The sequence below is a fragment of the Thermosphaera sp. genome, from assembly GCF_059755995.1.
The window spans coordinates 1-22,006 of record NZ_DBOUKL010000068.1 but is presented as its reverse complement, the minus strand read 5'-3'; the positions used below and the strand labels follow the sequence as shown (position 1 = coordinate 22,006).

At 49.3% G+C, this 22,006-nt stretch carries 23 protein-coding genes and 1 pseudogene; 10 read left to right on the top strand and 14 right to left on the bottom strand.

Annotated elements, in window-relative coordinates:
* Positions 1–1,131, top strand: coding sequence for a hypothetical protein (locus AC3OH0_RS06755; RefSeq protein ID WP_498345240.1), 1,131 nt, complete (start codon positions 1–3; stop codon positions 1,129–1,131).
* The gene (locus AC3OH0_RS06750; RefSeq protein WP_498345239.1) at positions 1,116–1,982 is read left to right on the top strand and encodes a hypothetical protein; all 867 of its coding nucleotides are present in this window, start codon (positions 1,116–1,118) and stop codon (positions 1,980–1,982) included. Before AC3OH0_RS06755 ends, AC3OH0_RS06750 begins: the two co-directional genes overlap by 16 nt.
* 212 nt (positions 1,983–2,194) lie before the next feature.
* On the opposite strand, the gene modD is transcribed toward AC3OH0_RS06750, so the two are convergent.
* Complete coding sequence (gene modD, locus AC3OH0_RS06745; protein ID WP_498345238.1) at positions 2,195–3,025, bottom strand: ModD protein; 831 nt, start codon at positions 3,023–3,025, stop codon at positions 2,195–2,197.
* A gap of 209 nt (positions 3,026–3,234) precedes the next feature.
* Between modD and AC3OH0_RS06740 the strand changes: the two genes are divergently transcribed.
* The 5 genes and pseudogenes from AC3OH0_RS06740 (at position 3,235) to AC3OH0_RS06720 (ending at position 6,931) form a co-directional block, all read left to right on the top strand.
* Positions 3,235–4,203 (top strand): ABC transporter substrate-binding protein, encoded by a 969-nt coding sequence (locus AC3OH0_RS06740; protein WP_498345237.1) that lies wholly within the window; start codon positions 3,235–3,237, stop codon positions 4,201–4,203.
* Positions 4,175–4,537 (top strand): ABC transporter permease family protein, encoded by a 363-nt coding sequence (locus AC3OH0_RS06735; protein ID WP_498345236.1) that lies wholly within the window; start codon positions 4,175–4,177, stop codon positions 4,535–4,537. The genes AC3OH0_RS06740 and AC3OH0_RS06735 overlap by 29 nt, the downstream gene beginning before the upstream one ends.
* Positions 4,538–4,567: 30 nt before the next feature.
* Positions 4,568–4,963, top strand: a pseudogene (locus tag AC3OH0_RS06730) (ABC transporter permease subunit); the annotation flags it as partial.
* Positions 4,957–5,580, top strand: a complete 624-nt coding sequence (locus tag AC3OH0_RS06725) for an ATP-binding cassette domain-containing protein (RefSeq protein WP_498345235.1) — start codon at positions 4,957–4,959, stop codon at positions 5,578–5,580. The pseudogene AC3OH0_RS06730 and the gene AC3OH0_RS06725, both read left to right, overlap by 7 nt.
* Positions 5,581–5,707: 127 nt before the next feature.
* Entirely contained in the window at positions 5,708–6,931 is a 1,224-nt protein-coding gene (locus AC3OH0_RS06720) for a glycosyltransferase (protein ID WP_193436286.1), read from the top strand.
* Between the two features lie 328 nt (positions 6,932–7,259).
* Here AC3OH0_RS06720 and AC3OH0_RS06715 read toward each other — a convergent pair whose 3' ends face one another.
* The 8 genes from AC3OH0_RS06715 to AC3OH0_RS06680 form a co-directional block, all read right to left on the bottom strand.
* Complete coding sequence (locus AC3OH0_RS06715; protein ID WP_193436287.1) at positions 7,260–7,493, bottom strand: hypothetical protein; 234 nt, start codon at positions 7,491–7,493, stop codon at positions 7,260–7,262.
* Positions 7,494–7,555: 62 nt separating this feature from the next.
* The gene (locus AC3OH0_RS06710) at positions 7,556–7,933 is read right to left on the bottom strand and encodes a hypothetical protein (protein WP_193436288.1); all 378 of its coding nucleotides are present in this window, start codon (positions 7,931–7,933) and stop codon (positions 7,556–7,558) included.
* Between the two features lie 339 nt (positions 7,934–8,272).
* Positions 8,273–9,211 (bottom strand): glycosyltransferase family A protein, encoded by a 939-nt coding sequence (locus AC3OH0_RS06705; protein ID WP_193436289.1) that lies wholly within the window; start codon positions 9,209–9,211, stop codon positions 8,273–8,275.
* A 3-nt stretch (positions 9,212–9,214) separates the two neighbouring features.
* Entirely contained in the window at positions 9,215–10,366 is a 1,152-nt protein-coding gene (locus AC3OH0_RS06700) for a glycosyltransferase (protein ID WP_498345234.1), read from the bottom strand.
* 225 nt (positions 10,367–10,591) lie between these two features.
* A complete protein-coding gene (locus tag AC3OH0_RS06695; protein ID WP_498345252.1) occupies positions 10,592–11,038 on the bottom strand; it encodes a pyrimidine dimer DNA glycosylase/endonuclease V in 447 nt (148 codons plus the stop codon).
* A 148-nt stretch (positions 11,039–11,186) separates the two neighbouring features.
* A complete protein-coding gene (locus AC3OH0_RS06690; protein WP_498345233.1) occupies positions 11,187–12,584 on the bottom strand; it encodes a metal-dependent hydrolase in 1,398 nt (465 codons plus the stop codon).
* A gap of 2 nt (positions 12,585–12,586) precedes the next feature.
* The gene (locus tag AC3OH0_RS06685) at positions 12,587–13,921 is read right to left on the bottom strand and encodes a tripartite tricarboxylate transporter permease (RefSeq protein WP_498345232.1); all 1,335 of its coding nucleotides are present in this window, start codon (positions 13,919–13,921) and stop codon (positions 12,587–12,589) included.
* Positions 13,922–13,931: 10 nt separating this feature from the next.
* Entirely contained in the window at positions 13,932–15,971 is a 2,040-nt protein-coding gene (locus AC3OH0_RS06680) for a hypothetical protein (RefSeq protein ID WP_498345231.1), read from the bottom strand.
* 105 nt (positions 15,972–16,076) lie between these two features.
* Here AC3OH0_RS06680 and AC3OH0_RS06675 point away from each other — a divergent pair, with 105 nt between their 5' ends.
* On the top strand, positions 16,077–16,472 hold the full coding sequence (locus tag AC3OH0_RS06675) for a hypothetical protein (RefSeq protein WP_498345230.1): 396 nt from the start codon (positions 16,077–16,079) through the stop codon (positions 16,470–16,472).
* A 230-nt stretch (positions 16,473–16,702) separates the two neighbouring features.
* Here AC3OH0_RS06675 and AC3OH0_RS06670 read toward each other — a convergent pair whose 3' ends face one another.
* From AC3OH0_RS06670 to AC3OH0_RS06650, 5 genes are all read right to left on the bottom strand, one after another.
* Positions 16,703–17,140 carry a hypothetical protein gene (locus AC3OH0_RS06670; RefSeq protein ID WP_498345229.1) on the bottom strand — a complete coding sequence of 146 codons (438 nt, stop codon included), beginning with the start codon at positions 17,138–17,140 and terminating at the stop codon, positions 16,703–16,705.
* 123 nt (positions 17,141–17,263) lie between these two features.
* A complete protein-coding gene (locus tag AC3OH0_RS06665; protein WP_498345228.1) occupies positions 17,264–17,386 on the bottom strand; it encodes a hypothetical protein in 123 nt (40 codons plus the stop codon).
* A gap of 120 nt (positions 17,387–17,506) precedes the next feature.
* Positions 17,507–17,842 carry a carboxymuconolactone decarboxylase family protein gene (locus AC3OH0_RS06660; RefSeq protein WP_498345227.1) on the bottom strand — a complete coding sequence of 112 codons (336 nt, stop codon included), beginning with the start codon at positions 17,840–17,842 and terminating at the stop codon, positions 17,507–17,509.
* 58 nt (positions 17,843–17,900) lie between these two features.
* Complete coding sequence (locus AC3OH0_RS06655) at positions 17,901–18,368, bottom strand: aminoacyl-tRNA deacylase (RefSeq protein WP_498345226.1); 468 nt, start codon at positions 18,366–18,368, stop codon at positions 17,901–17,903.
* Positions 18,369–18,426: 58 nt separating this feature from the next.
* Positions 18,427–18,849: a helix-turn-helix domain-containing protein gene (locus tag AC3OH0_RS06650; protein WP_498345225.1), complete on the bottom strand. Its 423-nt coding sequence runs from the start codon at positions 18,847–18,849 to the stop codon at positions 18,427–18,429.
* Between the two features lie 143 nt (positions 18,850–18,992).
* On the opposite strand from AC3OH0_RS06650, the gene AC3OH0_RS06645 reads away from it, so the two are divergent.
* Both AC3OH0_RS06645 and AC3OH0_RS06640 read left to right on the top strand, forming a co-directional pair.
* Positions 18,993–21,008 carry a beta-propeller domain-containing protein gene (locus tag AC3OH0_RS06645; RefSeq protein ID WP_498345224.1) on the top strand — a complete coding sequence of 672 codons (2,016 nt, stop codon included), beginning with the start codon at positions 18,993–18,995 and terminating at the stop codon, positions 21,006–21,008.
* Between the two features lie 109 nt (positions 21,009–21,117).
* Positions 21,118–22,006, top strand: an 889-nt coding sequence (locus tag AC3OH0_RS06640) for a hypothetical protein (RefSeq protein ID WP_498345223.1), incomplete at its 3' end; no start/stop codon positions are given.

Here is a 22,006-nt window from a genome sequence, read left to right as displayed (position 1 = left end):
ATGCAGAAGGACTTGTTGAACAAGGTTTTAAACAAGCTCATGAATCCTGGCTCAGGGTTTTACAACGTCGTGTTCTCGTCACTCTCGCTGGCACTATCTCTCTACGGGATATTCTACCACAACCCTATCTTAACGGGGAGGGTTACCTACGACTATCTTGTTTGGGCTTCAACAGTGATCTCGCTAATAATCGTCTACAGGGAGCTTAAAGGGCTACGGGGTAAACCGTTCTATTCTTCAATCCTAATCCTCCTAGCCGGGGCTACCATGGTTGTTCTCGGAAGGGTTGCAAGCATCTACTACAACTACACCTACATGATCGGATACTTCGGCGCGCTAGTGGGTGACGACTACACTATTGAAGGCTATGCTTACTCTCTCCTAGTGGCAACCGGCTCACTATTCATCACTTTAACCATTCTCGTCCACCTGTTAACAGGGGATGTATTAGCTGTTAAGTCCGATCCAAGCCTTGAAGACGTTTATAGAAATCTACTGCTCCTAGCCCGTGGAGCCGGAGGGTTCCTAGACAAGCACCCGTTGATCACTGCATTCATAGTGAGCGTTTTCGCATTCATCTTCAGGTTTATGCCTGAGCTGAAGTGGTGGCCTTGGCTGATAGGTTGGGACACTCCTGAGTATGTTGCACACTTGCTAGACTTCAAGGAGAGGCTTAACCCGTTCACCAGCTACTACTGGATGGGTGGTTGGAGGAACACTCCGCCCCTACTACCAATGCTTCTAGCCCCGTTCACCTACCTCGTGGACGCGTGGTACGTGTTCAAAATCTACCCGAGCATAGCGTTCAGCATTCTAGCAGGATTATCTACCCTACTTGCTGTGAAGGTTTACGGGAAGGGTTGGAGGACTGGTTTGCTAGCAGGCTTCTTAACCACCACGTTCATCTTAAACCTGAGGATATCGTGGGATTACCAGAGACAGTTGCTGGGCTCCGTGTTTATGCTTGCAACGATAATAGTGCTGGAGAGGTGGGGTTTCCCGAAAGATTGGAAGCAATCCCTGGCCACCATCCTACTGCTCGCCGGGTGCGGGCTAAGCATGGAGGTAACGGGTTTCACAGGGCTGGCGTTCTCCCTGGTTCTAGCCTACAGGGCTTGGCGAGCGGTTTAGCAGGTCTCCTCGTTAACACAGCACTGGAGACATGGTACTGGAGGAGGCCGTACAGCGTGGTCGGGGCTGTTGGAGTCCTGCCGCCGGGGCTTGTCCCAAGCTTTGAGCAGTCACAGGTTGTTTCATACCTTGTAGCAGGTTACGGGATCATGCTTCCACTAGTTATCACGGCTCTTGCAAAACATAGAAAGCCCTACGTAGCATCAACAATGCTCGCGCTACTCCTCGCAGGCGTCTCACCCCTAATAGCACCATACTCATCCACTACTACATGGTACAGGTTCCTAATTGGGGCTGCACCATTAGCCAGTACCCTGGCAGCTATAGGACTTGTTGAAGCGGTGAAGGATGGAAGGGCGATAATGATCTACCTTGTGATAGCTTCTCTCCCAGGGCTTTCCTTCGCATACGGGTATAACTGGTCTTACGACTACTACAAGTCTCTTAGAGAGTTCCCGTCAATACTGGCACCATCCCTTGCTGACAATAGATTGATAGAGACTATGTGGTTCTTCCAGAACAACAGCTTTATGCTGGACGATGGAGTAGTCGTGGCCCACCCGGACTATGCAAGATACGTACACCTAGCTGTAAGAAACCCTGATCCCTCAAGATTTATTTGGGCATGGAACGGTGTGGCGAACGAGACATTGTGCAGGATCCTGAATTATACGGAAGCCCGTAGTGTAATCCTAGTAGTGCATAGAGAAAACTCGTTTAACACTACATACTATACGTGCCTAGAATACTTGGAACCTATAAGTGAGAAACTGTCCTGGATCTACGTGGGAAAGATAAGCAGGAACATGGTGCAAAACCAGGCTGTGCGGGAAGCCCCAGGTGAACCGTGAGCAAGCACTCGCTCCACGTGTATCGATGAAGTGAAATATTATGTGAAGCAGGGGCAGTTAAGGTTCTTAGCAACAGTATTGTCAATGTTTAATGCTATCATGGCGGCGTACACTTGTGTGATCATTAACAATATTCTATGAGAGTCTACTACGTAATTGACAAGCGCTTCCAATCACTCTAAAAATTATTCAGACCTTGCCGAGAAGTATTATCAGGTTGCAGGCGTGGTTTTCTCCATTTTTGTTGTCACATCTATGGGTTTCGCCCTATAAGGAGCAGAGGTTACTATTACGTCTACTCCGACGAAAGCGTACTCCTCAATGTTTTCCAGCGTTATCCCGCCCCCCACTCCTACGACTACCCTGTTGCTCATGGACTTTACCTTTTCCACGTACTCGGCCAGTATTCCGGGTGGTGTTTTATCGAATTGTATGTAGTATGCTCCGGCCTCTACAGCCTTCAATGCTTCCTCAAGGCTTTCAACCTCCACCCCGATACTCCTACCTCCGCTTGATGCCGGGGCCTTCTCGACCGTTGCGCGCATCCCGGGCCCTCCGAGGAATACCCTATGGTTGTCAAATACCAGTATAGAGTCTGAGAGCGACTGCCTATGCACTACTCCGCCACCGGCAATCACAGCCTTAAGGTAGAACGCTCTTGCACCCGGCGGTGTCTGACGTGTTGTAGCCACTACTACCTGTGGATTCAGCCTCCTTGCTTTCTTAACCATTCTACGAGTGTATGTTGCAACCCCGCTACAATATGCTAGCAAAGTCTGGGCAGTTCTCCAGGCAAGGTGAAGTGATGAAGCCCTGCCATGCGTCTCTAAAACCAGCTGGTTTGTCGAAGCTTCTTCACCACTCCTGAGGAAATAATCGACTCTGCCGCCAGCGAGCTCGTAGATCCTGGCGGCTTCTTCACTACAGGCAACAACGCCATCCTCTCTAAAGAAAACTGACGCCGCGCCTTCTAAATCGCCTATTCCGAGAACACTAGTGGTTAGATCCAGGTATTGAACATCCTCAAACAGTAACCCCTGCAATAGAGAATCGCCCATGTGTGGAATCATTGAAAACACCCTATTCTCCCATAATATCGTTTACAACGTATTAAACCCAGGGACTCGGGGGTTAAACTACGCAGGCAGTGTTTTCCACATGCCCTCGTGCTTACGGAGCAAGCGTTAACGTGTTTTGATTAACAATCAATTAGCACTAGGTTTAAAGCATTAGCGTCTCATCCCTTTTCCAATTGAAGACGGCCTGGCTAGCAAGGCGGTTTAATGATGAGGAAACCTCGGTTGTAGCCATTACTCTTGCATTGGTGCTTCTCATAGCTATAGGAGCGTACTACAGCCTTTACTCGGTGAATACTAGTACTGCTGGAGCTATATCCCTGGGGCTCGAGTTCAATGCTCACGCAACACCGTTCTACATGGTTTTAGATAATGCCTTACTAAAGATGAAAGGGGTAAACGTAACCAATATTCTCTTGTTTAAGACCGGTATGGAGCTAGCGGCCGGCGTCGCACGCGGAGACATTGCCGCCGGCCAGGCTTGTCTAGGACCTATTTTAGTAATGATCGATAAGGGCGTACCTATAAGGATTATTGGGAAAATACACGACGGAGGCTTCGCGGTCATAGTGAACCCGGATAGGGTTAGCAGTGTTGCAGATCTTAACGGGCAAGTGGTTTATACGCCTGGACCGGGGAGTCAGGCGTACTTACTAGCTTTGAAGATACAGGATGAATACGGTGTTAAATTCTCGGAGATTAAGACCCTGCAGCCGCAGGAGATATTAACAGGCCTTGTAGGCGGTTACATAGATGTTGCCATACTCCCTGAGCCATACCCGGAGGTTGCGGAGTCAAGAGGGCTTAGGATACTGCTCCTGAGTAGTGATGTCTGGCCTGATATGCCTGGAAGCTACTTGTTCGCCACGGTGGACTACCTGGAGAAGAATCGTGATGTGTTGAGAATTATAGCAGACCTTGTTGGAGAGATGGTGGATGAGGTTGAGGAAGATCCTTTCAAAGCGGCTGAAACACTCTCCAAGTGGCTTGACATCAGCGGGGACGATGCGTTAAGGGCTATTCAGCGTATTAAATGGAATACAAGTCTCGATGTAGACCAGATACAGGCGTACATTGATTTCGCATACTCTAAGGGAGTGATTAAGGAGAGGTATAATGCGACCCTTCTCGTCGAGTCAGTATAAGGGTTTAAAACCTGTGAAAGCCCTAGTATCGTTCACGATTCTCATACTAGTGTGGGAGCTCGTTGCTAGAGCCCGTGTATACCCGTCATACGTACTACCCTCGTTCAGCGAGGTGGCGGGCTGTTTCCTAAACGGGGACTATATGCGCATTGTTCTCGAAAACGCTGTTTTAACGGTGATCAGGGCTGGAGCAGGGTTTGCCGTGGATGTAGTAGTTGGTATCGCTCTTGGATTACTAGTCGCAGGCTTGAAGATTGACGAGTATGTTCAGCCAATAGCCTCAATACTATTCATACTGCCCACTGTTGTCTGGGTTCCCCTCCTACTCTTATGAGTAGGCCAAGACTCGCTCGCGCTTCCTGCAACCGCTTCATTCATTTGCAGCTTTCCACCGATACTATATGGTGTGTTAAACTCTTCGCGGACAATAGATTCTGAGATTTTAGAGGCTGCTTTTACACTGGGCGCTAATTCATGGAGCACGCTTGCAAGGATTGTAGCACCTATATCACTCCTAAAGATCACGCCCATTGTTAAAACCGAGGTTGTAATGGTGTTTAAGACCACGCTTGTTGTTGAAATGCTTGTTTTAACAAGCGGTCTAGGACACCTCTTACTCTTATACTCGTTAACCATAGATGTTAAGCATTTATTGTCAACGATGATAGCTCTAACCATCCCTATAGTGGTAATTGTCGAATCCATAGACGTGGTTGAGAAGAAAGTTTCATCTAAGTGGATTGGTGAGAAACGGTGGTAGATGTCTCACTGAGAAATATTGAGAACTACGCCCTGCACGGGGTCACAGTTAACATACCATCTGGTAAGATAACGGCTATTATAGGCCCTAATGGAGCTGGCAAGACAACAATGCTTAAAGTAATCGCCGGCCTGACACCGTACAAGGGAAGCGTGTTATTCGATGGAAACCCGGTTGATAATACACCACCCTACAGAAGATGCGTTGCTTATATTCCACAGAAGAATGCGTTGTTCCCCCATATGACTGTCTGGGATAACTTAGCGTTCCCATTGAAGATAAAAGGCTTCTGCAAAGACACCATCATGGAGATGGTTGAATGGGCTCTTAGAAAACTATCTATCGAACACCTCGCCTCAAAATACCCCTCCCAGCTAAGCGGTGGAGAAGCTAGGAGAGTTGCCATAGCTAGGTCCCTGGTAGCCGGCGGAAACCCGTTCCTGGTAGACGAGCTGGAGCAAAGCCTTGACGCTGCTATGAGGCTTGAGATATACGAAGAGATCAAAAGGGTCAATAGAGAAGAAGGATTATCAATAATTATTGTCACACACGACCTCAACTGGGCAGTGAATACTGTCGACAAAGTCATCTATCTCGTCAATGGAAGAGTAGCATAAGAAGGCCCGCCCGGAAACCTTAACGTAGACATGGTTAGATCAAAACCATTAGCTTGGTTTAAAAACCCTGCACACGTCTCCAGCTTTTTAGCTTTCATGTAAATCGTATATTTTAGAGGAGTTTTAAGTGAGGATTTTAGCATTAACTCATGGCTTATGGCTTGGCGGAGCCCAAATCGCTACTTTAGAGCTACTGGAGCTCCTCAAAGATAAGGTTGAGTTGAAGGTTTTAACATGCGACCGGGCTAATGAAGAGTTCACGTCTAGAATAACCTCCATGGGGATTCCGGTGCACCGGGCCCACTGCAAGCTTGAAGCAGGCTACCCTGTGATAGGGGTTAACTCTGCCCAAAGCCTTATACAATGGGCTGACGTTGCCTGGATTACGGATGTAGAATATCCTACTGCACGACTCGTGAAAAATGTGAAGAACATTCCTGTTATAGCTCATCTTCACTCTTACGCTTTAATATGCCCTCGATGGGACTCCCTCTATGGTCGTGGCGAGGTGTGCCTAAAAAAGTGTTCTCCGTGGAGAATCATCAGGTGTAGGCAAGGCCATAGATCCATGCTCTTCAAGGTGGGGGCGTTGAGTATTGGTATGGCAGGAATGTTTGCCACTTTGGATATCGCTAAAGGACCGTACAAGTACATGAAATGGGTGAAACTGTTAAACATGGTTCTAGAAAGCATAGATGGCTATATCCCGGTCTCCAATACGCTCTGGGACATTCACGTAAGGCACGTGCCCGAGCTGGGGGGTAAACCTTACGCGGTCGTCTACAACCCAGTTATAGAACCCTTAAAGTACGTGAAGCCGAATCCCAATGAGCCCTATGGGAACTACATATTCTACGCTTCAGGCCCCAACCCTGTTAAAGGCCCACACATACTCCTGGATGCATGGTCCACCGTATCCAAGCAGTTTAAAGATTTAAAACTCTACATGGTCGGCTGCAAAGATAGTTGGGTCGAGAAATACGCTAAACGCCTAAGCTTAAACAACATTGTTTTCGTCGACAAACTCCCCAGCAGAAACTACTACCACACCATGTACAAAGCCAGAGCTGTCGTCATGCCCTCTATATGGCCCGAGGCATTTGGTAGAATACCCGTTGAGGCTAACAGGCTTGGTGTGCCGGCTGTGGTAACTGATCAAGGAGGCTTAAAGGAGATCGTTGAGGACGGGGTAACAGGTTACTTATCCAAGCCAAGAAGCGAGGAGCTGGCGAGTAAAATAATGAAGGTCCTGGAAAAAAGTTTCAATAGAGAGGCAATAATACAAGAATCCTACATAAAGGTTGATCCGGGTAAGCAAGTGGAAAAAATGCTAAACCTGGTTGCAAAATAGTGTAAGGAGCTTCTAGCTACATGTTTTCCGCAACATGAACTTACAGTAAAAATATAAGCGAACCCTAATGAAGGTAGAATAGCTTTCCTTGGAAAGCTACCAGGTCTTGATCAATATTTGACACTATATCGGTCCGTGCCCCTATCCCTGTAAAATATTGAGATGGCGCCAGCGGCCTCAGCCTCGGCCACTGAGAGGCCAAAATGCTCTGGATACAGCGGGTGCATGTAGAACTTTGCCCTTGCCAAGACCGTTTTTAACTCACCCTGGGCATGTTTACCTTAACCTCAACGTTCCCAAGACCATCCCTCTCGACCCCGCCCCAGAGCTAATCTAACACCTTACGCGAAACCCTTGTCGCAGAGCCTACAATGTAAAGTTTATAGTCAGGTAGCTTCTCTACTACTGTAAGAATGTTTTTAAGCCCCTCCTCCAGGCTGAACCTTGACCCTGCGACAATCAACGCATCCCTGCGGTCGCTGTGGAAATACTCTACGTCGAAAGGAAGGTGTAAAATCTCCACCCTGTATTTCAACCCGTAGATGGATTCAAATACTCTCATAGTCCATGTGCTACTAACCAGGACTAGCTTGGTATCACCTGTTAAGGACTAAGCCACCCTTCTCACAAGCCAGTTATAGGTTTTCCTCGCCAACCCTGTGTCAGCATAAGGAAGCACGAGGGGACATGGACATGCACTATATCCAATGGATATGGAAGATAGGGAACCGTATCAACAAATAATTCACCTTGCTTTCTTTCAACCTTAACTAGCAGGTATCGGGTTAGCAGGCCCCTTAACCTTACAAGCCTTCCACGAGTGAAGTCCATGGTGGCTTTGTTAATAATCTTACTCATTAAAGGAGCTTCGTGGAGTTCGATGGCAGGGTTGAAACCTTGTGTCATCAACTCGATAGTTCTTTTAAATCTTTCCTTACCTACGACAATTGTGATCAGCTTCGATTCAAAACCTAGCTCAAGAAATGCCTTATGCATCTCCACCTATAGCTTCTCTTCCCCCCGCCTACTTCTAAAAGAGGGTGGAAAACCAGGATTCTCGTACTGAGTCGCTACTCTAATGTTTTTCGGTTCTTACTTATTATTGTTTACCCGGGAGATTATGAAGAGGCTTCCCCGACCAAACCCTAAGTTTCATTATTCACCAAACCCCTCCTACATTTCAAACACTTAAACTTCTAATCTTATACATCCAAGGTAATCCCGGTTATAGTGGTTGCGAAAAATTAAAGCTTCTAACTCATCCTTAAGTTTAAGAAAAGCTAAATAACTAATCAGGCATCAACACTTGAATTACTCTTTAAGGTAGGAAGGGTTCGTCCGCTACTTCAACACTGTCACATTAACTACCAATGGAATAAGCGATTTATCAATAAGCTGTGGAGTATTGTAATATAAGACCCGGACATTGCGAGTCTTGAGACGAAACTTCCACAGACTCCCTGAAACAAGGCTTAAAGCTTTTTCATCAATTGCTTTTTCACCACCCTTCACTAAGTTTATCAAAGTGAGTGTAGCCCCAAATTGAAAGAATTTCTCATCTATACCAGCCTCTCTTAAAGGGACAGCCTTGGTAAGGGTGGTTAAATCAATCCATGTTAAATTATCAGGTCTCCGGTTCCTGTAAAACCCTAATAACCTAGCTGGAACGTAGAAGATCGCTAGTCTTTTACTTCTGCTTACTATCAATCGATATATTGAAGGAGCGCTACCTCTCAACTCGTCTAGGGTTCCCTTCACGACTCTCTTCAACCCACCGTACCTTCTCTCGCGCTTAGTCATGTAAGCTGATGCAATCTCGTTGAAACCTGAAACAATAGGTAGGTGTATATGAAATCCTATTTTTGAAACAAACTCCACATCCTCGCCATAGTTCAGATCCCGCCAACCCCCTTTGCCGAGAGCAAGCTCTCGTCTGACTATCAATAGTCCTCCGGCGTTCACAACCTGCTTTGTTTCCACAGCATACTCTATCGCTTTATGATAAGCCGGAGTATATACCGTATCCAGATCGAACCATGCAGTCGTAGAATTTTCTGGACATTTATAGAGTGCTATGTGCCTACCTAATCCCCTAGTACATTGGTATCGATAAAGCTTAAGATTGTAATCTTTTCTAAGCTCTAAAAGCTTCTCCCATGTTCCATCAGTGGAGTAATTATCCACGATCACGATATCGTGCTCCGGCCTCCAAACAGACTCCACACTCTCCTCTATGGTGCGGACGTTATTGAATACTGTGCCGTAAATGCATATCTTCAAATGTCACAGCTCCTGTGCCAGCTTCTTAACTCTCAATATGTAATTCACTTTATCTACAATGCTCTTCCTAAAATTATCATAGCTGAAAATAATGGAGTTCTCAATGCCCTTCTCCTTTAGCTTGCTATATAATTCCTTGTCATCCTCTATTGATTTTATAATGCTTGGGACCTCACTTATACTGCTATAGCCGAGCATGCTAGAAACCTTGCTAACCACGTCATACCATGCACCTCCATCCTTATACACTATTGGGATAGCACCGGCTGACATTGCTTCAACAACCGATATCCCAAAGTGTTCTGGGAAAGGCGGATGAAGATAGAACATTGCCCTACCAAGCAGTTCCCGCAACTCATACCTAGGAATGTCTGGCTTGAACTCCACATTCGTTAATTTCAACTCATCTCTTAATGCTTTCAGTTTTTCAAAAACCGACGCAGACCCCTCAGTGGTGGTCCCTGCTATAACAAACTCGTAATCCGGTAACTGCTTAGCTACCTCAACTAGTATTTTGTCAAGGTTTTTCTCATAAACAATCCTGCTAACGGTGACAACAAGCTTCTCTCGCTCCGCATTCCCTGAAACCTCCCTGAAATACTCAACATCCACGGGCGGGTAGATAATGTCCGGGACCACATTATATGCCTTGTAAACCATGCACGCGGTCCAGGTAGAATTGGCTATAACCCTGCCAGTATGTTTTGACAACCTTTTAGCCACTAGGTTAACCAGTCCATTGTAAGCATCCCATTGAAGGCCAGCCTTATCCCTGGGCGGAAGAACCGCGGGATAATTAATGTATGACACGTCCGCCCCGGAGGGAACATTGCTCTGTGTGTCAATTACGAGGTCGGCTTCACTCATAGCTTCATCTATCTCTTTTAAATAGAATAGAAGCCTGCGAAGCCTTTCAAACCTGCCGCGGGACATCTTTTCTATGAGCTGTGCCAACCTATTCTTTCTAACACTCAACCTCGTAGGGATTACGTTGCCGTACAAGTCCTTAATCTTCTCATCTTCAACAGGAGTCTGAGTCCATATTTCAACGTCGAAACCCTGCTCTATCAACGCCTGCGAGAGCCTAAGTACAAGCAACTCCCCGCCTCCGAGAACATTGAGAGAAGCGTGTAGAATCAATATTTTACCGGACACTCAAATACACCACCGCATTCTTCGCAACTACTTAAACAATTTTTACACTATGGAGAGATATTTAAACGCTCAGAACCATGTACACGGGAGTATACCATTTAACATGTTCATCCCGTCTAAACAATCACTTCACAAATGTTATTTACTCATTTTCAATTAACATAATTCGATGGATATTGGAAAATGCCGGTTTTAAACCATTGAAATGAGTAACCCGGTAATCTCTTATGTGAAGTCTTTCAGTCTTTTATTATTGCTTTTCTCCCACTCCTCTACGTCGCCTTCAACAACTCTGAAAACAGGGTTGGCTTCAATGCTACTCGGGTCTACTCCTCTAATTCTTTCAAGCCAGGCCTTGTCGCGTTTCTCAAGCTTTCTAATTAAGTGGTTGAACTCGTAAATGAGCTGTCCACGGGTTACCTCTACTGCTTCATGGAGCTCGACCACCCTGATCTTTGAAAGGCTGAACCTGTAGCCTCTCGCGCAAGCTTCCAGGTAGACCTGGTAGAGGTATGCGTCGATCAGGTCCAGGGGTTTCTCATACTTCTTAAACCTTGCAAGCTGGGGGTGGTTTCTGTAACCCTTGGTCAATCCCTGGAGAACACGTCTTGCTAGCAAGCCCTCCCCCCACAGTGCTACCAGCCCTATCCTATCCAGGTATTTCGGATGTATTGACCACAGTCTCGTTGAAAATCCCTCTTCGAATCCATTGTTTAAGCTAGTGTTTCACAAGCAACTGAATCCCTTCCATCATCATGGGGTTTTAAAAAATGCTGCATGATAATGGGAGGAGTTGACTACGTAGTATTGGCTATGGTGCCTAGTATCCTCCAACCTCCTCGTAAGCTTCCTCAACAGCCTCTTTAGCCTTCTCCTCCTCAAGCCTCTCCTTCTGCTTTATGAGGAACCTTCTCCTATCCAGCACGCCCCACGCGTAGATCGCGATGGCTGGGAGTGCTAGTAGGAGGAGTAGCAGGGCATCCCCTGCCGCTGGTGTAACGGGGAGAGTGTTGGACAGCTCTATCGGCTTGGGCATGCCGGGAGAGATCTCGGGCATGAACCTGTTCACGTTCCAAGCAGCCAGCGCTAGCATCAGCCAGTTTGTCGCGAAGTTTATCAAGCCCTGCCTGCTCGGCCCCAGCATCAGCCCAGGTATCCTCCTCTTCGTCAACGGCGGGAATAGGACCGAGCCCATGAAGCCCAGCTGGTCTTCCAGTACATGCATCGCGTGGCCCAACATTGACGCTACTGCGAGGTAGAACCAGTTAGCGTAGCCTAGTGCCAGGGTTGCAAGCCCTATGATCCCGCCGATCACCACGCTCGCCGTTAAGCTGTGGGAGAAACCCCTGTGCCACGGTATAAACACTTCTTCCACAACATCCCCCACTTTCTCATAACCTATCTCGGGGCCTGAGAAAGCATCTATCACTGTTGGCCTAACGTAGACCTTCCTGAAAGCATGCTTCGTCTCCGCAACCCCTATCCTCCTGTACTCAGGGGGCTCTGTCCCCTCGAGGGGTAAGCCTCCAGTGGAGACCAGCGGGCCCATGTGAACGATTATCCTCCTGTTCTTGGAGTCGTACTGGATTAGGAACCTCCTGTAGAAGTCCCCCGGCATCCTTATATTATGTATTTTAACAGTTACCATCCTCCCGGTCTCGTAAGCCTCGTCAATAGCTCTCGCAACAGCCTCGGCAACATACTGAGAGTGGGGAGCATCCGCGACATTCCAGTATATGGCGCCGTTCTCGTCCACCTCCAGGTAGCCCGGTATCCTCACCGTCTTACCTGATGCCGCCAGCTCCTGAATGCTTGACCCGAGCATTCTCCTAAGCTTTTCGTAATCCCCGTCCCTAGCGACCACGATCACCGAGCCTGTATCATCCGCTAGCTTAAACCTCGCATAACCCTCCCTCTCCTCCAGCATATCCTCAACCCTTCCCTCAAGATAGTAAAGCCTCCATCTCAAGCCCTGGGAGAGCTCGCTAACCCTTATCCTCCTGGGGGAGAGTTTTCTCAACGGATCCCTCGGGGCGGGATCCACAAGGTAGTCCACTCTCCACAGAAACTTCTTGAACTTGAAATCCAGGAAGTCCGGCAGGTATGCTGAAACCCCTGCTAGAACCGGCCACATGACTCCTTTGACAAGGTCTGAGAGCAGGGGCGGGAAGAACATTGCCATGGCTAATCCGGACAAGTAGTGCGTCCACCCTCTCATCCTCAACCACCAAGCCCGAGCAGTTCAAGGAAAAAGCCGGCGAACCCCATGGTGTTTGCGAGAACGGGGAGGATTAGGGAGCCTAGGCAGTAGCTCAGCCTCGTGTTGAAGACCATTGCCGCGAAGCCAACGCTTGTTGCCGCAAGCATTAAAACCAGGCCCACGGGACCTGTCAAGTAGTAGACGAGGCTTATGAGGAACACTAGGGTGGCAGCGGATATGTAGACGTAGCTGATCCTGGTTAAAAGGCGTGCCACGGCTTTTGACAAGTACAGGGTGATTACGAAGGAGACGGCTGCTGCTAGGATGATGAAGGCTGCTCCAGCGTAGAACTCGGCCCATGTCTTAGGCGTGTAAACCCCTCCCACAAGCCATGCAACCGAGCCCCTGGTTATCCTCATGGTTGGGTGGAAGAGGAAGAAGAGGGCGCCCGTGTAGTATACTGTTCTAGCAGCTCCCTGGCTGATCAGGAAGGTGTCGTCGCCCCTGCTACTCGCCATGTGCCCCCCAACCAGCGCTCCCATCCCCCCTGTTATTATTGGGAAGAATGCGGCTATCCCTCCCCCTATTATCCCGGATGCACTCCCATTTACGACGGCGCCTGGAGCTGTCTCCACAACATCCCTCGTATCCTGCCTGGGAATGCTCCTCCTGGAGATAAGGTTTCTCAGAACCCATGGGAAGCCGAAGAAGCCTATGAACAAGGGTGTTAGCCTAGCGTACGCTGCTTCAATCCTTAGAAGACCCGAGTATGAAGCTATGAAGCCCAGTATGCCTGATGCGAAGAACACTAGTACCCCGCCTAGAACCTGCCTCCAAGCAAGCCACAGCTTCTCCCTAGGCGTCCTCCCATGGTCGGCTTCCTTAGGGTACTCGCTCATGAACATAAAGACAATTATTGCCAGCAGGATGAACCAGTAGTATGGGCTGAAAAGATTATATATCACGGGCATTGCGTAAACGCCGATTGTTGCCATGAACACTGCGAGGAAAACCGCCCCTGTCAACGCGCCGATCAGGTAGAGCAGCACAGCCCTGTGACCCCTACCCGCTAGCAGATACCTCTGCGACGGGAAAAGCATAAGCATCATTGACTCGTCTGAAACACTGAGATATGTTGAAGCAATGGAGCTGGCGAACGAGAACCCTACTACAGCGCCGAGGGCGAAATATGGGAGAGCGTAGATGTTGGAGGTTATGAACCCCGGGGCCAGGGCGAACACTAGGACTAGGAGGTTGAAGATGTGGAGACCCGGTATCCACGACAGCAGTAGGCCGAGGAACGTGCCCGTTAAACCCCATGTCAAGACTTCCACAGGGTTGATTAAAGCCTCCATAATCCTGCACCTACCCGAGAACTACGAAACCGTTCCTTGAGATCACCACGATCTCCTGCTTACCACCGTAGACATCCCTGTAACCTGCGACCTTGACCAGTGATCCGTTAGACGGTGGTGAGGACATTCCGAGATCGCTGACGGTTGAAGAAGGTATGAACACTGTTATAACAGCGCCTGTTGGATCAGTTATGTTGATCTCCCAGTTGTTTCCTGATAAAACCCTGGAGCCCACCACGGTGGCGTTGAGCACTACCAGGGGCCTGCCTAAAGGCTGTGCCAGGGCTTCCTGAACAGTAACTGTCAACGGATTCCTGAGCTCGACCACTTCACCGTACACGTACTCGACAAGGCTATCTGACTTAACAGTGCCGTTGATCCTTATGAGCGATTTCCAACCCACCGTGGCCGGGTCAAGGAAGGATATAAGCTGCGTCCTGTTCATGGAAACATTGACCGAGAAGCCCTCATCGCTCGACCTCACCTCGACATAGTATATTCTCTGGGAGCTGTCGTAGCGTATCGCGTAGAAGAGGCCTGTGAACGAGACGTTGGAGCCAACGTAGCCTGGCACACTCCTAATGTCTATTTCGATGAAGGCAGGGGGTTGCGGAGGCGGCGGTGGCGGGGCTGTCTCAACGGTAACCCCGTTCACAGTGTAGACAACGATCTCGTCCGTGCTACCGTAGACATGCCTGTAGCCGGCGACCGAGATGTAAGTGCCCTTCGCCGGGATTTCAAACCCCATCGAATTAGCCACTGTCGACGGCACAAACACGAGTATGTTGTAGCCTGATGGATCGCTCACGTAAATCCTCCAGCTACCACCGCTTGTCGTGCTTGATGACGAGACGGTCACGTTTCTCAGAACGATAATCCTGCCCCTCTCCTGCGAGAGGGCTTCCTCAACACTGCTGGTTTCAAACGGGGGTGCAACCTCCACTGGGTCTGCAGCATACGCGACCATGTACGTTGAGTTGATTACGTTAACGGCTAAGTTGAACACTGTGCCGGAGCCCACGCTCCACGGGTCTATGGCGGTTGCCATGAGAGCCTTAGGCATCATAATGTCTCCCGTAATACCCTGGCCCTCCACATCCTCGAAGACAAGCCTGCACGGGTCGTCGAAAGCCTCGCAGTAGACTCCTACGAATCTTGCCTGCGTCCTAACCGTCTGCCCCTCGTAGAGGGCTGTGTTAAACACCAGGTCTCCGAAGCTCACTGTTTCAGCCACGGGTACCACTCCTATATTAACATCCTCGAGCTCGCGGACAACGATCTCTGGTGAAGTACCCCTATAGTAGTAGACCACTCCGCAGACGTCCACGGGGACTCCCCCGGCTGAGATGGCTGATAAAACCGGGGCAGCGTCATCCCCGTAGACATGGCTTATTATTGTTGGTATTAGAACCGTCACAGTATCCCTAGAGGTTGCAACGTCGAAGAGCAGTCCCGATGAAACATTGCGGGGGCTTTTAACCAAGCCCTGTGCGCAAACATACGAGTACTCGGGGATGCCGTCTAGCGAGTCCACGTAAACCTTTCCATCACCGCTCCCGGGTCTCTCAAGTATTTCAACACCTCTCAGATCCTGGAGGTAAGCGTATGCGTAATCCTCCCTCACCCTCAACTGGACGAGAAGCCTCACCCTGTCCCCTATGAAAGGTATTTTCCGAGCCTTGATCATCTCGGATGCTAGAGGGTCGTAAGCGTAGACTGATAGGCTCACAGGTGTTGAGTTATCGTTAACGGTTACCGTAATCCTCAGCTTCCCTCCTGAGTAATCCACTCGAGGAGGTTCCACGACAACGCCTTCAACGTAAAATGTCGCGTAGTTCATTAACACGTTGCCCTGGACATCGCTGATCCTTACAACCGGGATGGGCGAGTACCGTGCCGCGGCGAAAACACCTACAACGCTCGCGAGCACTAGGGCTACGGCTATTATCTTGAGGAAGCCCACGTTGTAGAGCCTTCGCTCCTCGGTTTCGGGATAGTAAAGGTACTTCTCGATCTCCGAATACTCGCGGGAGTCAGACGTAGAAGCCACCTCGATCATGCAGGGTAGTGTATTATCTTATTTCTCCCCAAACCTTAAAATATTTAACACAACCTGTTCGGTAGAATAGGTGAACACTACCTGTCTAAACCCGAGTTGCTTGCAAGGATTGTTTTAAACCTTGCTAGAAATGTTTTCCAAGCATACGCTGTGCTATGGCTTCTGAGACCCCGCAAGGCTTCATCAATGAGCGATGTTCTCAAACTATTCTACCTCAACTTCTTAATGCTGGATGAAAAGCACGTGGAGATTGTCAGGCTAAGCGATAACGAGCTGGTGACAAGGTGTAGGAATCCCTGCCCAATACTCGAGCTCTCGCAGAGATTAAGGGTTGACACAAGGGTTTCCTGTAGAATAGTCTCGGAACCCGTCTGCAAGTACGTGCTTAAAAAACTGAACCCTAAGCTGGTTTTCGAGAGAAACTACGAGCATATAAGACCATACGCGGACAGTTGCGAGGAGAGAATATATTTCGAGAGCAGGCAGGCTTGAGCGCGAGGTCTTAACCACTCGTTTAAGAATCGTTAAGACAAAGCTTTCACAACGTGTGCAGGAATGCTTTACCTCGAAACATCTTCCCTCAGTCTTTTCTCATCGCTTCTAGTCTCGGTTTCGATCGGCAGGGTTTTTCAAGTCTTACAATGTTGTCACTGATAAAGCGGTTGTGAGAAGCAGGTTGTTAAAGACCTCAAATACTTGCCCAGGCCTCGATGATTGATAAACTACAACCTATCCCTGGTGAATAACAGGAGAATCGCTGAAACAACTACTATCACAGGTGCAACCACCAGTAAAGCAGGCTCCGGGATGGGGACAGGCCCTCCACTGCCCGGTTTCACGGAGACGTAATCACATCTCACAGTGTCGTTGCTAATGTAGACTGTGAAGCTTATTCCCCCGGCGAGCGGGATTAAGTAGTTCTTGCCGACCACAACCTCTAACGTGTCGTTTAATACTGTTTTAGCATAAACACTAGCTGATACCTCCGCACTACCCGCCTCCTCCCAATCCCATGTTGAGCCGCCACCTACATACTTGTATAGCTTAACAACCGGGCTCGACACGGTGGTGCCATCGATATATGCTTCCAAAAGGTAGTCTGCCCCGATACCTGTCCTGTGTTCAAGACCTGTTGAAGAATCATTATCGCTATCTACCAACACTCCGTAGAAGTAGGTAGCTTCAGAGGGGAGGGGGATATTGCCGGTAACGGTTATGTTAAAGCCTACGTGCGTTCCGTTAAACCCGTATCCGACAGCTAATATGTCCGTGAATCCAAGTGCTTACTTACTGTCCCCGAGGCTGTCGCTGAAATCCATGATGTAATCCCGGCTTGCAATAACAGTGATCGATGCTGTGAGGATCAAAGCTAGAGTTACAGCAGTTAGTACCTTGGCCTTCTGCAAGCACAACACCTTACTCCATACCAGCCTTAATATTTTAATGAAGTGTATAACCATCTACCTGGTTGAGTACTAGTCAATAAAGCGTGAATTCTCGGGGAGGCCTCGTAAATGCGTTGAGCACTACCTTCCGTAGTATTTCTTCGCGAGTTCGTAGGCTTTAACACCATACGCTAATGCCGGGCCGCCTCCCATGACCACTGCTGTTTTCAAAGCGTCGAGCACTTCCTCAAAGCTCGCACCAGCCTTGTAGCACTCCTCCATGTGCCACATGATGCATGGCTCGCACCTGATGACTACTCCTATGGCGAGCGAGATAAGCTCCTTTGTCTTCTTGTCGAGGGCCCTGCTGGATTCAGCTGTCTCAACGAACTTCATGAACAGCTGGAGCTCCTCGGAGAGGGCTAGCATTTCGTTAAGCTTCTCCTTAAGCTTTTCAAGCTCAGAATCCTGATACATGCTCAACACCCCACATAATATATTATGCCTCCATGGATAAAACGTTTTTCAGCGAAGACTACTCGGCAATATCGGAGACGACGGGCTGGGTTAGAGCCAGTAGATCCCTGGTCTTCAACTCTATAAGGGAGTGAGTGCTACCACCGCCCCCGATCACCGTCTCCCTGTTCAACACCTCCCTGTCGACATAGGTTTTCAAACCGTGCCCAACGGGCGGGACCGCTCCAACAGGGTATCCCGTCGCCTTTTCAACCTCTCTCGCCCTGGCCAGCCTGAGCTTTCTACCAGTAATGCTTGAAAGCTTGTCGAGGCTCAACCTCTTATTGCCAGGGATGATTGCCGCCAGGGGCTTACCCTCCTCGTCAACCAGCACGAGCGTTTTAACAATCCTGCCTGGATCCACGCCTAGCTGCTTAACAGCTGCCTCAACTGTTGCAGTATGCTCTGGGAACTCGTACAGCCTGTGCCAGACGCCTTTCTCCTCCAGGAGCCTTCTCAAACTCTCAGTATCCCCTCGCAGGCTCATCAGCACACCCCCTAGAGCCTTATCCTAACGTTTAAATATAATTACCCTCCACGAATCGTTAACCAGCCCTGAGCCTGTGCCTCATGATTAATCCTTCGACAAGGAGGATCGTGAAAGCCGCTATGCTCGTGATCAACGCTACAATGCTTTCAGGGCTCGCCCTCCGGGCCGCAACAATCAAGTATGACTGCCCTATGGCAATGCCTAGGAAGAACATTGAATATATGAGTAGCCTGGGGATGAGCCTTCTCCAGAGGATAACATAGCCTTCCAGGGGTAATGCCTTAGCGATCACGTAGCCCTCGCGGGCCCGGGTGATCACGCCCAGCTCCTCAAGCCTTTTCAAATGGTAGAAGACGCTGCTGACAGGTACGTTAAGAGCTCTCGCAACATCCCTGACACCCCTGGGCTCCCGCGACTCTAAAAGGTAAACATATATTCTCAGCGCTGTGCCGCTCAAGTCCTCGCTACTTGAATCCATTAACCCGCGCCCATTCAACAATTAATTACTGATTCATCCATTATAAGCGATCTCTCAACCAGGATTGTTCTAAAACCTGAACACAAGTGTTCAAACCATGGAGTTATCAAGCCGTAAGCATTAATGGTAAACAGGTGGTTGATTTGAGAAAACATGTTTTCATAACCCTTGCGCTCGCAGCAGTGTTGGTCGGTGCTTCCATACCCCCGTTGATGACAGGATTCCTAAGCGAAGGGGGTTTCACCACAACTACGACTCAAATCCCAGGGGGAGCACCCCCTACGTACAATCTTGAAGGGTTGAAAAAGTTCAGCAGCTATGACGAGCTAGCAGACTTCTTGGAGAAGGTTTTAGCCGTGAACAAGTGGTACCCGGGGCCGCTTTACGGGCCGTTAATAGCGATGAGAGAGGAGTCGGGCGGTGGTGCGGGGTCCCAGCCTGCCTCTAAAACCAACGTTCAGGTTGAAGGGGTTGACGAGCCTGATATTGTAAAAACCAACGGGGAGCTCGTGGTTGTTGTCTCAGGGAACAAGGTTTTCGTAGTAAGCACTTTGGAAAAGGCTGTCGAGTCTGTGATCGCTTTTGAGACAGGCGTTAGGGGATTGTTCCTTTACAAGGAGAAGCTTGTTGTTCTCGCCGAATCCTACGGATACTACTATGAGGGCGTGGAAACGGTTCAGTATTTAGCACCGCCTATTGGAGCACCCAAGCTGATTGTTTACTTCTACAACCTCACAAACCCTGAAAACCCCGTGCTCCTCGGGAAGGTTTCCGTGACAGGGTACATGCTCAGCTCAAGGCTTCTCGACAACTACCTGTACCTTGTAGCGAACACCAACATATACGAGCCCGTCATCCCCTACGTGAACGGGAAGCCCGTGCCCCTTGAAACCCTTGCAGTAGTGGATCAGCATCCTGATGCATACGTTGTAATACTCGTAGTCGATCTCGAGGAACTCGCCTACACGACCTACACCTTCCTTATTAGGAGCGGCGGCTGGCTCTACATGTCTCTCAGCAATCTCTACATCGCCTGCGAGAAGCCATTATGGCTCGCTGAGGCCTACGCCATGGTGCTTGAAGCGATCGCTGAGCACATGCCTCCTGAGCAGAAGGGTGAGGTTTTAAACCTGCTGAACCAGGGATTGGTTGATAGGGCTTACGAGAAGATTAACAAGTACTTGTCAGGCCTAAGCGATAACGCTAGAAGGAGGCTTCTCGACGAGGCTGTCTCCAGGGTTAACGCGGAGCCTAGGAGAGATGAGACAACGTTCCATGTTTTCACCGTTAACGGTCTCTCAATAAGGTTGAAAGGATCCTTCACTATCCCAGGATTACTGCTAGACCAGTTCGCCATGGAGGAGGCTGGAGAATTCTTCATCACCGCTACAACAGAGACCAATTACACGGTTACGGCTGACTTCCTCCCCGTTGTATACACAATATACTATGAGAACCAGGGGATAACTGAATCCTCGTTTAAAAACACGACAGGCGCCCTCTACGTGGGCTGGAGCAACACTATGATGGACAACAGCGTGTTCATCGTAGACTTGAACAGCCTCAGCGTGGTTGGGTCCCTGAGAAATCTAGCCCCCGGTGAGAGAATATACTCTGCGAGACTGATCGGTAGCATCTTCTTCCTCGTAACCTTCAGGCAGGTAGACCCGTTGTTCGCAATAGATGTTTCAGACCCGGACAACCCGTCCGTTATAGGCTTCCTCAAAATACCCGGGTTCAGCGAATACCTCCACCCGTTAAGCCCTGGCAGGCTCCTCGGCATAGGGGTTGAGGATGGGTGGCTTAAAATATCACTGTTCAACGTTACAGACCCTGTTAACATGAGCGAGATATTCAAGATCAACCTTCCGTCGACGTGGTCGCAAGCCCTATACGACCACCACGCTGTCACCGTGCACCCTGAGAGACAGCTTGTTTTAATACCCTTCGCAAGCTACGGCGGGGGCGGCATGTCAAGCGGAGCCCTCGTGATCAAGTATAGCAGTGATGAGTTAAGGGTTGACGCCGTACTGCCGCACCAGTCCTGCGTCCGCACAGTATACGTTGGCGGTGAGCTATACACTATCTCTCCCGGGCTGATCAAGGTGTTCAGCCTTAAAACCTACGAGGAGCTACTGGAAATACCGCTTCAAGGTTAAATCAAAACCTGCCCTTCAGCTCTAGGTCTTTTTTTCCATCCCACCCTTGTCCCGAAGCCTAATCCTTATTATTAATCAAGCACAATATTTAAACAGCTGGTGCAGTGGCTTGGGCAGGGAAGTGCTCATAAACTTTATACAGCGCGAGAAGAGCTTCAGGATAATCCCCAGCAGTGACATTGACTCCTTGCTCGCCTCAGCCATTCTTTTGAAAAACCTTTCCCAGCATGGCTACGATGTTAAGGTAAGTTTTGACTTGAAGAGAATAATCGACGAGCCCGGGGAGCCAGCATTGCTTCTTAACCTGAAGCCTGTTAAACCCTCAAGCCAGGTTGTCCTGGAGCCGGCGAGAGATAGTGGTTTAACCGGTACAGTGGTTAGCGTGCTGGACGAGTACTTCGGCGTTGACAAGTGGGACAAGATCCTCGCCGTTACAGCCGGGGTTTACAAGGGGCTTGACACGGGGGGAGAGGGCTTCAAAGGGGTTGAGAAGAATATTTTGAACAGTCTTCTAGAAGGCGGCGAGATATCTTCCGAGCTGAGCTTCAGGCTTTGGGGGCATAGGAGGGTTGGGCTTTCCAAGGCGTTCACCAGAACCCTCAACCCGTTCATCCCCGGGTACACAGGGGTTCGCGACAGGGTTGAGGAGTTGTTGAAGAACATATCCAGGGGGAGGCCTGTTGAGAAGCTTCAGGCAGCCGACTTCTTCACCGACTCGGGGAAGCCTATGCTGACCGACCTGGTTAGAACACTGCAGAACACTGTTAAGGCGCCGCCGGATTACGTTAAAAACAGTATTCTAAAATTGATCGGTTTCGAATACTCAACATCCATTGACACCAGGAGGATCGAGCTTCTCGAGCTGGCGGGGGCTCTCATGGTTTACGCAAGCCTTAAGGCTGAGAACCCGGCCAGGATACTGGGGGTGACGCTTCCAAGCGTTGCAACACAGATCCTGGCGGTATATGAGGAGGTGATCGACGAGCTGGCCGCAGTAC

Excerpts from the sequence above, each read along its gene's own strand:
- AC3OH0_RS06755 (WP_498345240.1), top strand. The coding sequence starts at position 1 with ATGCAGAAGGACTTGTTGAACAAGGTTTTAAACAAGCTCATGAATCCT.
- AC3OH0_RS06735 (WP_498345236.1), top strand. The coding sequence starts at position 4,175 with ATGCGACCCTTCTCGTCGAGTCAGTATAAGGGTTTAAAACCTGTGAAA.
- AC3OH0_RS06715 (WP_193436287.1), bottom strand. The coding sequence starts at position 7,493 with ATGAGAGTATTTGAATCCATCTACGGGTTGAAATACAGGGTGGAGATT.
- AC3OH0_RS06690 (WP_498345233.1), bottom strand. The coding sequence starts at position 12,584 with ATGAGAGGGTGGACGCACTACTTGTCCGGATTAGCCATGGCAATGTTC.
- AC3OH0_RS06685 (WP_498345232.1), bottom strand. The coding sequence starts at position 13,921 with ATGGAGGCTTTAATCAACCCTGTGGAAGTCTTGACATGGGGTTTAACG.
- AC3OH0_RS06660 (WP_498345227.1), bottom strand. The coding sequence starts at position 17,842 with ATGTATCAGGATTCTGAGCTTGAAAAGCTTAAGGAGAAGCTTAACGAA.
- AC3OH0_RS06655 (WP_498345226.1), bottom strand. The coding sequence starts at position 18,368 with ATGAGCCTGCGAGGGGATACTGAGAGTTTGAGAAGGCTCCTGGAGGAG.
- AC3OH0_RS06650 (WP_498345225.1), bottom strand. The coding sequence starts at position 18,849 with ATGGATTCAAGTAGCGAGGACTTGAGCGGCACAGCGCTGAGAATATAT.